This is a genomic window from Pseudomonas sp. GW821-FHT02A11 (genome assembly GCF_059421985.1).
On sequence record NZ_JBWKWB010000001.1, the window covers coordinates 415,240 to 427,592 of the forward strand.

At 60.9% G+C, this 12,353-nt stretch carries 12 protein-coding genes; 6 read left to right on the plus strand and 6 right to left on the minus strand.

All coding sequences use genetic code 11. From position 1 onward, the window contains the following. The first annotated feature begins 175 nt into the window (after positions 1–175). A complete protein-coding gene (locus AC07V9_RS01945) occupies positions 176–799 on the plus strand; it encodes a flavin reductase family protein (RefSeq protein WP_495014001.1) in 624 nt (207 codons plus the stop codon). On the opposite strand, the gene AC07V9_RS01950 is transcribed toward AC07V9_RS01945, so the two are convergent. Together AC07V9_RS01950 and AC07V9_RS01955 are read right to left on the minus strand one after the other, a co-directional pair. After that, positions 800–1,039 (minus strand): hypothetical protein, encoded by a 240-nt coding sequence (locus AC07V9_RS01950; protein ID WP_495014002.1) that lies wholly within the window; start codon positions 1,037–1,039, stop codon positions 800–802. It lies immediately after the preceding gene. A 224-nt stretch (positions 1,040–1,263) separates the two neighbouring features. Next, on the minus strand, positions 1,264–1,617 hold the full coding sequence (locus AC07V9_RS01955; RefSeq protein ID WP_495014003.1) for an antibiotic biosynthesis monooxygenase family protein: 354 nt from the start codon (positions 1,615–1,617) through the stop codon (positions 1,264–1,266). Positions 1,618–1,949: 332 nt separating this feature from the next. Between AC07V9_RS01955 and AC07V9_RS01960 the strand changes: the two genes are divergently transcribed. Then, positions 1,950–2,903, plus strand: a complete 954-nt coding sequence (locus AC07V9_RS01960) for an AraC family transcriptional regulator (protein ID WP_495014004.1) — start codon at positions 1,950–1,952, stop codon at positions 2,901–2,903. Here the strand turns inward: AC07V9_RS01960 and AC07V9_RS01965 are convergent, their stop codons facing one another. Both AC07V9_RS01965 and AC07V9_RS01970 read right to left on the minus strand, forming a co-directional pair. Continuing rightward, complete coding sequence (locus tag AC07V9_RS01965; protein ID WP_495014005.1) at positions 2,904–4,364, minus strand: aldehyde dehydrogenase family protein; 1,461 nt, start codon at positions 4,362–4,364, stop codon at positions 2,904–2,906. Continuing rightward, positions 4,361–5,998 (minus strand): 5-guanidino-2-oxopentanoate decarboxylase, encoded by a 1,638-nt coding sequence (locus AC07V9_RS01970; RefSeq protein ID WP_495014006.1) that lies wholly within the window; start codon positions 5,996–5,998, stop codon positions 4,361–4,363. Before AC07V9_RS01970 ends, AC07V9_RS01965 begins: the two co-directional genes overlap by 4 nt. A 172-nt stretch (positions 5,999–6,170) precedes the next feature. Here AC07V9_RS01970 and AC07V9_RS01975 point away from each other — a divergent pair, with 172 nt between their 5' ends. The 3 genes from AC07V9_RS01975 to AC07V9_RS01985 all read left to right on the plus strand — a co-directional run bounded on the left by AC07V9_RS01975 (position 6,171) and on the right by AC07V9_RS01985 (position 9,022). Then, positions 6,171–7,052 (plus strand): LysR substrate-binding domain-containing protein, encoded by an 882-nt coding sequence (locus AC07V9_RS01975; protein ID WP_495014007.1) that lies wholly within the window; start codon positions 6,171–6,173, stop codon positions 7,050–7,052. Positions 7,053–7,198: 146 nt separating this feature from the next. Next, positions 7,199–7,375 (plus strand): hypothetical protein, encoded by a 177-nt coding sequence (locus AC07V9_RS01980; protein ID WP_495014008.1) that lies wholly within the window; start codon positions 7,199–7,201, stop codon positions 7,373–7,375. A gap of 141 nt (positions 7,376–7,516) precedes the next feature. Continuing rightward, entirely contained in the window at positions 7,517–9,022 is a 1,506-nt protein-coding gene (locus AC07V9_RS01985) for an MDR family MFS transporter (RefSeq protein WP_495014009.1), read from the plus strand. Between the two features lie 146 nt (positions 9,023–9,168). Here AC07V9_RS01985 and AC07V9_RS01990 read toward each other — a convergent pair whose 3' ends face one another. Both AC07V9_RS01990 and AC07V9_RS01995 read right to left on the minus strand, forming a co-directional pair. Continuing rightward, on the minus strand, positions 9,169–10,032 hold the full coding sequence (locus AC07V9_RS01990; protein ID WP_495014010.1) for a cache domain-containing protein: 864 nt from the start codon (positions 10,030–10,032) through the stop codon (positions 9,169–9,171). 257 nt (positions 10,033–10,289) lie between these two features. Next, the gene (locus AC07V9_RS01995; RefSeq protein ID WP_495014011.1) at positions 10,290–10,952 is read right to left on the minus strand and encodes a TetR family transcriptional regulator; all 663 of its coding nucleotides are present in this window, start codon (positions 10,950–10,952) and stop codon (positions 10,290–10,292) included. A gap of 252 nt (positions 10,953–11,204) precedes the next feature. Between AC07V9_RS01995 and AC07V9_RS02000 the strand changes: the two genes are divergently transcribed. After that, positions 11,205–12,350: an efflux RND transporter periplasmic adaptor subunit gene (locus AC07V9_RS02000; RefSeq protein WP_495014012.1), complete on the plus strand. Its 1,146-nt coding sequence runs from the start codon at positions 11,205–11,207 to the stop codon at positions 12,348–12,350. Positions 12,351–12,353: the final 3 nt, after the last annotated feature.

Below are 12,353 nucleotides of genomic sequence, written 5' to 3' on the forward strand. Positions count from 1 at the left end.
ACGTTCCACCTCCTGAAACTCCCTTTGTAGCCCGGCTGATGCCGGGCTTTTTTTTGCCCTGGCATTCGCGCGAGCTCTGGAATCGCGCCGCAATGCCTTGCACTATGACGGTCTTCATTCCTTGCAGACAGCCGCTCGCGGCGCTGTCGCTCATGACTTGATCAGGAAATGCGCCATGTCAGACGATATTTATTTCTACGAACCTTCCAAGGGCCATGGCCTGCCCCACGATCCGTTCAACGCCATCGTCGGGCCGCGCCCCATTGGCTGGATTTCGTCCCACGATGCCCAGGGCAAGCTCAACCTCGCTCCCTACAGCTTCTTCAACGCCTTCAACTACGTGCCGCCGATCATTGGTTTCTGCAGCATCGGGCGCAAGGACAGCCTCAACAACATCGAGCAGACCGGCGAGTTCGTCTGGAACCTGGCCACCCGCCCGCTTGCCGAGCAGATGAACCTGAGCTGCGCCCCAGTGGCGGCGGATGTGAACGAATTCGAGTTGGCGAACCTGACGGCCGAGCCGTCGCGCATCGTCTCGGTGCCGCGAGTGAAAGAAACCCCGGTGGCCTTCGAATGCAAGGTGACGCAGATCATCCAGCTGCAGCGCGCCGATAAAGAGGTCGTGCCGAGCTGGTTGATTCTGGGAGAGGTGGTGGCGATTCACATTGCCAAGCGGCTGCTCAAGGACGGTGTTTATGACACCGCAGCCGGGGAGCCGATCTTGCGCGGCGGCGGCCCGGCCGATTACTTCCAGCTGGGCCCGGAGTCGCTGTTCAAAATGTATCGGCCAAAAGTCTGATCAGTCCTGGGCGAACATCAGCTCGCCTTCGGACGTCACGTCGATCAGCCGCTCGAGCTCTTCTACAGCAGCTTGATCGGCGGCCAGTGCGGTGTTGAATTTCTGATCGAGGAGCACGCGATGGAACGTCGGCGCACCACCGGCCCCCAGGCCCTTGACCGCGATTGCGGCGCTATAGCCCTCATCGCCTGGAACGGCGGCGGAAACGGCTTCGTAATGCTGGAATTCTTTGCGTGCCATGGGCGGAAGGTCCTGCCTTGAAAGAGAAAGGCGAGGATTTTAAACCTGAAGGGGCGAAACAACGGCTGGATTTTCGGATGGATGCCACATCTTTTGTTTGCGATGCAGAACCTCTGTGGGAGCGAATTCATTCGCGAAAATGCCTGTGGGGATGAAGAGCTGTCGGCCTTACGAACGCATCGCGAATGAATTCGCTCCCACAGAACACCATGCGCAGGGGGTAATCACCCCGCCAACCTCGCATCTGGCAACTCATAGGCCGAACGCGCCTGCGCGGCTGTCACGTGGGTGAACGTCTGAAAGTCCAGGCTTCTGACCAGCTTTTCTATCATCAGCTCGGAAAAAACTTTCAACTCAGGCGCGGCGAACCAGTCGTTCATCGCTGATTGATCGGCCCACAATCCACTGACGACCCACACGTCGTCATCGGCCATGGATTTCTGCAACGCAAAGTGCAGGCACCCTGCGGTCCGGGAGGAAGGGCCGATCAACGTGCTCAGGCGTGCGCCCAGTTGCGCGCTGTTTCCGGCACTCGCGCGCACGGATACGAGATGGCTCACGACGGAAGTACTGTGCATGGTCTGTGCTCCTGCATTTCTGCCGCGACAGAAGAAGGCTTTGCGGCTGGAAGTGAAGATTAGGGGCCACAAGGCAACGACCGATAGCCAATTACTGCCCGGTTATTGCCTGATTCTGCGCGGGATCGTTTCAATAGGAGAGGGCTCAGGGCAGATTCTTCGGCCGTTGCGGCCGGACTTTCAAGCAACCGGCCCCACTGAACAGGGCATTTCGTCGCGCACGGGATGAAGCCCCGGCAGAATCAGGCAATCATCCGACAGGATTCGCCTAACGCTGGCGATTGCACAAAAATAAGCTGTGCTGCATCGACGCTTCACCAGAGGACTTTTCCATGTTGCCGAGCACCCTTGCGCCTGATCTGCCAGAGGCGCTGCCCGCCCCCGAACTGAGTGCGCAGATGGAGCAACAACGGGCCGAACTCGCCGAGCTGATTCGCCGTCACGCGCCTACCGATGGCAGCTTCCAGACGCTGATCAAGCCGTTGTTCATGGTTCGCCACGATCGTCCGCAACAATCGGTGCCGGGGCTGGTGCAGCCGGCGCTGTGCATCATGGCCCAAGGCCGCAAGGACGTGACGCTGGGGGGCGAGCTGTTCACCTATGACCCGCTCAATTACCTGGTGCTTTCGGTGGCGCTGCCCATCAGCGGCAAGGTGATTTATGCCACACCCGAAGAGCCGCACCTGGCCATGCGCCTGGACATCGACCCGGCCGACATCAACGCCCTGATCGCCGAGGCAGGCCCTATGAGCGTGCCCACTCGCCCCAGCGGACGCGGCATGTACGTCGAGCGGATCGATTCACAACTGCTCGATGCAGTCCTGCGAATGATCCGCCTGCTGGACAGCCCGAAAGACATTCCCATGCTGGCCCCACTGATCACCCGCGAAATCCTCTACCGCCTGCTGCGTGGGAGTGAGGGTTATCGGTTGTACGAAATCGCGATTTCCAACTGTCAGACCCATCGCGTCACTCAGGCCATTAAATGGCTGAACGAGCACTATCAGCAGCCGTTGCGGATCGAGGAACTGGCGCGGGAGGTGAACCTCAGCGTGTCGACGCTGCACCATCGCTTCAAGGCCGTGACCGCCATGAGCCCGTTGCAGTACCAGAAACAGCTACGCTTGCAGGAGGCCCGTCGCCTGATGCTGGCGGACGGGCTTGAAGCCTCGGCGGCGGGATACCGGGTCGGCTACGAAAGCCCGTCGCAATTCAGCCGCGAATACAGTCGCCTGTTTGGCGCGCCCCCGTTGCGGGACCTGGCGCGCCTGCGCAAGACGCTCTGATCAGACCGCTCGCACGACGTGCTTGATCTCCTGGAACGCCTGCAGCCCCCATGGGCCCAGCTCGCGGCCCAGGCTGCTCTGCTTGTAGCCGCCCCATGAGGTCTGCGGGAAGATCACCTGCGGCGCGTTGATCCACACCATTCCCGCCTGCAAGGCATTGGCGATGCGATCGGCTGTTTGGCTGTCACCACTGACCACGCTGGCCACCAGCCCGAACTGACTGTCGTTGGCCAGCGCAATGGCCTCGGCTTCGGAGCTGAATCCGCGCACGCACAACACTGGGCCGAAGATTTCCTCACGCCACAGCGCACTGTCCAGTGGCACCTGAGTGAACACCGCAGGCTGCAGGAAATAACCGCGAGGCTGATCGACCGGACGCTGACCTCCGCACAACAGGCGCGCGCCCGCTTTCTTCCCGGTCTCGATGTGATTGATCACGCGCTGATACTGCGCCTGATTGACCAGCGGCCCCATCTCGGTGCCCTCTTCCAGCGGCCCGGCGACCTTGATCGACTGCGCCTTGGCGACGATGCGCTCCAGGAACGGCGCCAACAGCTCCTGCGCAACCAGCACGCGGCTGGTGGCCGAACACATCTGCCCGGCGTTGAAATAACCGCCACCACTGGCCAGTTCCACCGCCAGATCCAGATCCGCATCGGCCATGACCAGCAGCGAAGACTTGCCGCCCAGCTCCAGGCTGACGCCCTTCACGGTTTCCGCCGCGCGCTGCATCACCTGCACGCCGACGGCGTTGCTGCCGGTGAACGACACCTTGGCGATACCAGAGTGCGCAGACATCGGCGCGCCAACAGCCAGGCCAGTGCCACAGACCACGTTGAACACGCCCGTCGGCAATCCGCTGGCGGCGATGATCCGCGCCAGCTCCAGCTCGGCCAGCGGCGTCACTTCCGAAGGCTTGAGCACCACGCAGCAACCGGCAGCCAACGCCGGGGCGAGTTTCCATGCCGTGGTGACCATCGGGAAATTCCACGGCACGATCAGCCCCACCACACCGCACGGCTCACGACGCAACCGCGCGGTGAACGCCTCACTCGGCAGTTCGATAGCGCGGTTCTGTTGACCATCGCAGGCTTCGGCCAGATCGGCGTAGTAACTGAACGTCGCAATCACGTCATCAACATCGATGGCGGCCTCGAAACCCGGCTTGCCGTTGTTGGTCGATTGCAGCTCCATCAAACGCTCACGACGGGCGCAGACGCCTGCCGCAATCTTGCGCAGAATCATCGCCCGCGCCGCGCCCGTGGTTTTCGACCAGGCATCGAACGCCGAACGCGCGGCCTGAGCGGCATCGTCCACTGCGCGAACGTCGCCGCCGGTGATGATTGCCAGACGCTCTTCAGTTGACGGGTTGATCACCGTCAGTTGCTCATTGCCCGCGCGCCATTGGCCGTCGATGTAGAGACCTTGCAGAACCGGATTTACCACAGCTGCCTCACTCACGATGCGTTTAACCCATTCATCCAGCCGCGCTGGTCGATTTCGATAACGGTCGGGCCCTGGCGATCCCTGGCCGCGTTCAAGGCCGCTTTCAGTTGTTCGACGCCGCTGATCGCTTCGGCTGCACAGCCGAGCGCCCTGGCCACGCCAATGAAATCGGGGGTGTAGATGTCCACGCCAACTGGCTCGATGGCGCGGTTGACCATGTATTTCTTGATCTCTTCATAGCCCTGGTTATTCCACAGCAGGACGATGATCGGCGTGCGCGCCTCCACCGCGCTGGCGAGTTCCGACAGGGTGAACTGCAGGCCGCCATCGCCGATCAGGCAAGCGACCGGGTTGCGCTCACCGGTATCCTGACTGCCGAGCCAGGCGCCAACTGCTGCCGGCAAGGCGTAGCCGAGGGTGCCGTAGCCGGTGGACGAGTTGAACCAGCGGCGGGGTTTGTCCAGGTTCAGCGTCAGGTTGCCGGTATAGACCGGCTGGGTGGAGTCGCCGACGATAACGATCTCGGGCAGTACGTGCAGCACGGTTTGCAGGAACAGCGTCTGCCCGCGGGTGGCTTCATCCCATGAGGCATCCAGCGTGATTTTCAGGGCGGCAGCACGCTTATGCCCCCAGTCGCTTGCGCGCGCGGCCAACGACTCTTGGCTCAGTGCGGCAACCAACGCTTCGGCGGCGGTCTGTGCGTCAGACACCAGCGCTACTTTCGGTGGGAAATTGCGCACGGTCTGGTCAGGGTCGATATCAATGCGCAGCAAGGTCCCGGGAATCTTGAAGTGCCCCTGAAAAGTGATGTCGTAATCGGTTTCGGCCAGTTCAGTGCCGATGGCCAGCACCACGTCTGCGCCTTCGATGATTTCGCGGGTCGGGTCCAGAGACTGGGTCGAGCCGATCAGCAGGGGGTGGCTGGACGGCAGCATACCCTTGGCGTTGATCGTGAGAGCGACCGGCGCGTCGAGCTGTTCCGCCAGTTCAGTCAGCGCGGCGGCAGCATCGATGGCGCCACCACCGGCCAGGATCAGCGGCCGTTTGGCATTGGCCAGCAGGCCTGCCATCTGCTTGATTGCAGCAGGCGCCGGGCCTGCGCGGGTGATCGATACGGGCTGGCTGTCGAGCAGGTCGTCGGCATTCTCTACCAACACGTCCAACGGGATTTCGATGTGCACCGGGCGTGGGCGGCCGGCTTGGAACAGCGCGAAAGCGCAGGCCAATACCGCTGGCAGTTCGGCCGCAGACATCAGCGTGTGGGAAAACGCCGCAACGCCTGCAACCAAAGCGCCCTGGGCTGGCAGCTCATGCAGCTTGCCGCGACCGCCGCCCAGTTGGCTGCGTGACTGCACACTGGAGATCACCAGCATCGGGATCGAATCGGCGTACGCCTGACCCATGGCGGTGGTGATGTTGGTCATGCCGGGGCCTGTGATGATGAAGCACACGCCGGGCTTGCCGCTGGTGCGTGCGTAGCCGTCGGCCATGAAGCCTGCGCCCTGCTCATGACGCGGGGTGACATGATTGATCGAAGAGCTGGCAAGGCCGCGATACAACTCCACCGTGTGCACGCCGGGGATGCCGAATACCTGCTCGACCCCATACCCCTCGAGTAACTTGACCAATACCTCGCCGCACGTCGCCATGTGTCTAGACCCCTGACTCATCTGAAAAAATTGTTCTGAAAGCGTTGTTCGAGGCCGCACTCAACGCTGGCAGCGCGGCACATGGCAGCCATTGGAACTGCGGGGGCGTATCGGTGACAACGCAAAAAATGTCATGCTTAGCCATGTTTTCAGATCATGCCTGCGGCCATCCATGAAACGCTTGCCTCCCCTTCCCGCCCTCCACACCTTCCTGATCGTTGCCCGATGCTGCAATTTCACCCGCGCAGCGCACATGCTGCACATCACCCAGGGCGCAGTGAGCCGGCAGATTTCAGGGCTGGAAAGTCATCTGGGGTATCGCCTGTTTCACCGACAGGCCCGGGGCTTGAGCCTGACGACGCAGGGGCGCGCGTTCTTCCCACGCATCGAACAGGTGTTCGGGCTGATTGAAGACGCCGTAGATCAGCTGGGCACTCAGCAGCAGCCGCTGCAATTGAAGGCGCCAACCTGTATCACCCGCTGGCTCCTGCCGCGTTTGATGCAGTGGCAAAAAGAGCGCCCTGACGCGCCCGTCGAGCTGACCACCACCATCGCCCATGGCGTGGACTTTCGTCATGAGCACTTCGACGCCGCAGTGATTTATGGCGCAGTTCCCGACGATTCGATGCACGTTCATCACCTGTTCGACGAACAGCTGACACCGGTGTGTTCGCAGGCGTTACTCAACGGGGCTCATCCTCTTGAGCGCCCAAGCGACCTGGAACACCACATGCTGCTGCACCCCACCCTCGACGAGCAGGACTGGTCGCAATGGCTGAAGGCCGCGGGAATGCGGCTGAGCAATGTCGGCAAAGGGCAGCATTTCGACACGATGGACCTGGCCATGACCGTCGCCTCGCAGGGCTCCGGTATTGCCATGGGCGACTGGGCGTTGATCGGCGAGGACCTGAGCGCAGGTCGGCTGGTCACGCCGTTCGACCTCAAGGTCAAAACTGGCGCGGGGTACTACTTCGTCTCCCCCGCCCGAACCGAGTCAACGCCGCAACTTCGCGAGCTGCTGGGCTGGCTGCTGGAGCAGGCCGCAGAGCGCTGAAAAGTTTCATCGTCATAATGTCACCGGCCCAGCAGCGCTGATAAAAACATTCAATGTCTATCGTTGCGCCACCATCGGCCAGAGCGGCCTACACTGACCTTGTCCGACAAAAAAATCATTTTTGTAAGCGGATCGAGGTACATGTCATGAGAACCACAATAAAAAGACAACTGGTGTATGTGGTTGCAGTCGGCGTCGTATTGAGCATCTACGCAGCCGGTGCCTACCGAATCGAGCAAATGCGTCAAGCGCCCCGTATGGCGGTGGTCTGCACCTTCGGCCATTGCGTGCCGGCAGATGCGAGCTTCAGCGCCCTGCGCTGATCACGTTGGCAGGCTGGCGAGTCGACGGATTCGGCATATTAATCGATACCGCACGCTATCGATTAGCTAGCTAACGGACTAGACTGAGCAGACTTTTCCCGCTCTGATTAGCGGGTCAACCTGCCCGTTCGAGTCCCTTTCGTGACCAGCCTCAATCAAACCCGCCCGGACATTCGCAGCATCCTGTTTGCGCTGATGATGGCCGTTTTTCTTAGCGCGCTGGACCAGACCATCGTCGCGGTCTCGATGCCCGCGATTTCTGCACAATTCCAGGATTTCGACCTGCTCGCCTGGGTCATTTCGGCTTATATGGTCGCCTTGACCGTGGCTGTGCCGATTTACGGCAAGCTGGGCGATTTATACGGCCGCAGGCGCTTGATGCTGTTCGGCCTGGGCACCTTCACCCTCGCCTCGCTGTTCTGCGCCATGGCCCAGAGCATGGAGCAATTGGTGCTCGCCCGGGTGCTGCAAGGGATTGGCGCGGGGGGCATGGTCTCGGTCAGTCAGGCGATCATCGGTGACATCGTGCCGCCTCGCGAGCGGGGTCGCTACCAGGGTTATTTCAGCAGCATGTACGCCGCCGCCAGCGTCGCGGGCCCCGTGCTTGGCGGGTTCATGACCGAGTACCTGTCGTGGCGCTGGGTATTCATCATCAACCTGCCACTGGGTTTTCTAGCCTGGTGGATAGCACGCAAGACGCTCATCGGCCTGCCAATCCCGCAACGCAAACCCATCATCGATTACCTGGGCACGATCCTGATGATCGTCGGCCTGACAGCTCTGTTACTGGGCATCACCGAAATCGGTCAGGGCCACAGCTGGCGTGATGCGCACGTACAGATCCAGCTGGGTCTGGCCCTGCTCGCGCTGGTGATGTTCGTGCTCTACGAGCGCCGCACCCGCGAGCCGTTGTTGCCTATGCACCTGTTCGCCAATCGCAGCGCGGTGTTGTGCTGGTGCACGATTTTCTTCACCAGTTTCCAGGCCATCTCGCTGATCGTGCTGCTGCCCTTGCGTTTTCAGACCGTGACCGGCGGCGGCGCTGACATCGCAGCCCTGCACCTGATGCCACTGGCGATCGGCATGCCCATGGGCGCATATTTTGGCGGCCGTCGCACCTCGCTGACGGGACGCTACAAACCGATGATTCTGACCGGCGCCTTCCTAATGCCCTTCGCGATTCTGGGCATCGCCTTCACGCCGCCGCAGTCCGTGCTCCTGACCGGGCTGTTCATGGTCCTCACCGGCATCGCCAGCGGGCTGCAATTCCCGACCTCACTGGTGGGCACGCAGAACTCGGTGGAGATGAAGGACATGGGCGTGGCGACCAGCACCACCAACCTGTTCCGCTCGCTGGGCGGTGCGGTGGGCGTGGCGACGATGTCGGCGCTGTTGCTGGCGATGCTCGCAGGTTCGGGGCTGGGTGCTGTCAATGGCAGCCCGATCGGCGAAGGCAGTTCCGGCAACCTGCTGATGGACAGCCTGCATGCCGTGAGCGGCCCGGCACTGGAGCTGTTGCGCGGGCAGTTGTCCATGACCTTTCAGCACTTGCTAATGATCAGTGCCGCCGTATCGGTGCTGGGGCTGGCCGCGGCGTTGGCGATGCCCGACAACCTGCTGCGAGGACGGGCGGACAAGGATCGCTAACCTTCAATTGATCGCCTGCCACTAAAACTGTGGGAGCGAATTCATTCGCGACAGGGAGGTACGGCCGAAAAGGATGTGTCGACTGTACCGGCCCTCGCGAATGAATTCGCTCCCACAGGTCAAGCGTCTCCCCTCGGCGCCCGGACTCAACCGCTGTAATAGCCCACCGCCACCAGGAAACCACCCACTTTGCGCATGTACGCATGCTTGTGCTCGATCTTGCCGGTCACAGGGTTGCGCCAACGGTATTCATATTCGCCCTCGGGTTGCTTCTTGATCATCTCCAGCATCGGCAGCCCGACCGGTTTGCCTTCCGGGTCTTTGATCTTGCTGAAGTCGGTGTTGACCAAACGCAGGCTGGTGCCGTGTGCGACATAGCGTTTGGTGTTGATGTCGACCACAAAGACATAAAGGTCGTCCTGCAGGAAACCGCCCTTGAGGCTATTGATCGCCTCGACCGTGCCCTTTTCATCCTGCACCAGCGCCTTGGATGCCTTATCGAGCAAGGCCCTGGCCTGTTCGGGCGTTGCGCGGGGAAGGTAATAGCCCACGGCCAGAATACGATTGCCAACGCGCTGGAAATACACACGCTTGCGCTCGACCTTACCATCGCGCCAGTTCTGCCAGCGGTATTCGGCCTGCTGGATGCCCGCGCTTTCCGGGGTGTGCAGGACCTCTTTAAAGCTCTTCTGCAGATCGGGGTCGAGCACCGACGAGATGTCGCGACCGATCAACGCCACCGACGGCCCTCCACTGGCAAGCATTACACCGTTGGTGTCAGTGACGAAGACATAGCGCTCGCCATCGACATACTCGCCTTGGCGGCTGAATTCAGCGAAGGCCTTGTCACCCACCTGCCGAAAGTGGCTCACGGCTTTTTCCAACAGCGTTTTGGCCGCCGCTGCTTCCTGCGCCTCGTCCCCGGCTGCCAGGGCCTGGCTTATGCCAATGCAGGCAAACGCCGCGAAAAGAAAAGTTTTCCACGTTCTACGTACAGAAACGACTGACATCGTGCGCGCCCCATTCTTGTTGGTTTGCGAGCAAGCTTAGACGGCAGATGGCAATAAGGAAGCATTCGTTCGCTGGATAGAACGCGCCTGTCGATTGGCTGAACGCGGACCGGGATTGAGGTAAAGGCTGGGTAAACCCGCTGTTCATCTTTCATGAAGAAATGTATAGATGCAGGCTAAGCGCCACACGGTTATAGTCACTGGCCGGAGCCAGCGGCCTGCGTGCCTTGCAAGGGATCCGGCGACTGCCGCTCCTGTCAATTCAGCGTTGAAGCAAGCATCGGCGTGGCGTCCCGGAGGGCAGGGCTGTAACGAAGCATATCCAGCCCGGTATCGACCAGACGTTCAGCCTCCTCATGCAACGGGAAGCTGTCTGGAACCAGTAACCATTGGCCAAGGATGCCGTGTATATAAGCATGCAGACAGATGGCCGCCCGCTGTGGGTTCAGGTCGGCAGGTAACTGCCCCTGACGCGAGGCGTTGCTCAAGGCCAGGGCGATGCGTTCGTTGGCATCCAGCCAGACGAATTGCCGCTGACGCCGCATGTCACACATTTCATCGGTGAATTCGAATTTATGAAACAGAATTTCATTGATGCGGCGGGTTTTCGGGTCCATGGCAACTTGCTGAAACAAATGAACCAGAAGCTTGCGCGTCCAGCCCAAGGGGTCCAGTTCGTCCGCGCTTTCGCTGGCACGGGCCATTTCCTCCAGAGGCTCATGCAGGCTGTCGAGCATCGCCTGTACCAGATCGGCCTTGTTGCTGAAGTGCCAGTAGATCGCGCCACGGGTCACACCCGCCAAGGTGGCGATGTCCGCCAAGGTCGTGCGCGCCACGCCGCGCTCGAAAAACGCCTGCTCGGCCGCTTCCAGAATCTGCCTGCGCGTTTCCTGAGCTTCTTCTTTGGTGCGACGAACCATGGCAGTAAAACCTCAATGAAAATGCTTCAGGCTCTCTGGTCGAGTGGCCTGAACAGCATGCCGGACGGCCTTTGTAATGCCTTGTCCCGGACCTACAATCGATGCCCCCGATGCGTTTGTCTGTCGCAGTCGTGGGTGTTTACAAACAACCGTGAACGTAAGTATATTCATTAGCTTGCTACTTATCCAGCCGGAAGCCCGTTTTCACCCATTCCACTTCTCAAGAGCCCAGCTCCTGACCCGAGGATCTTCATGCAATTCAAGCCAGCTGTTACCGTACTGGTCACTGCCGTCGCCTTGGCATCTCTGCTCAGCGGATGCAGTAAAAAGGAAGATGCGGCCGCCGCTGCTGCACCACCGCCCCCTCAGGTCGGCGTCGTGACCATCCAGCCCCAGCCTTACACCCTTGTCTCCGATCTGCCGGGGCGCACCACTGCGTATCGCGTGGCCGAAGTGCGTCCGCAGGTCAACGGCATCATTCTCAAGCGCATGTTCACTGAAGGTACCGACGTCAAGGCCGGCCAGCAGCTGTACCAGATCGATCCAGCCGTTTACGAAGCCAACCTGAACAGCGCCAAGGCGACCTTCGATGCCACCAACTCGCTGGCTGGCCGCTACAAGCAGCTGATCAATGAGCAGGCCGTGAGCCGTCAGGAATACGACACCGCCGTCGGCAACGCCCGCGAAGCCCAGGCCGCCGTGCAGACCGCCGAGATCAACCTGCGCTACACCAAAGTGTATGCGCCGATTTCCGGGCGGATCGGTCGTTCGCTGGTGACTGAAGGTGCGCTGGTCAGCAACGGTCAGGCGGATGCAATGGCGACCATTCAACAGCTGGACCCGATCTACGTCGATGTGATCCAGTCCTCCACCGAAATGCTGCGTCTGCGTCGCGAGCTGGAAAGCGGCAAGCTGCAGAAGGCCGGTGACAACGCCGCCAAGGTCAAGCTGACGCTGGAAGACAACAGCCAATACCCGATCGATGGCAAGTTGGAGTTCTCCGAGGTGTCGGTCGATCAGACCACAGGTTCGGTGACCCTGCGCGCGGTCTTCCCGAACCCGAACCACACCTTGCTGCCTGGCATGTTCGTGCACGCCCGTCTGCAATCCGGTGTGAACGAGCAGGCGATTCTGGTGCCGCAACAGGGCGTGACCCGCGACTTGAAAGGCACGCCGACGGCGCTGGTGGTCAATCAGGACAACAAAGTCGAACTGCGTACGCTGGTGGCCACGCGCACCAGTGGCACTGACTGGGTGGTGGACAAGGGCCTGAACGCAGGCGACCGCGTCATCACCGAAGGCCTGCAGTACGTCAAGCCGGGCGCCCAAGTGACCGTAGCGGACGCGACCAACGTGAAACCAGCTGCCGCCCCGGCTCCCGCTCAAGGGAGTAAATGATTC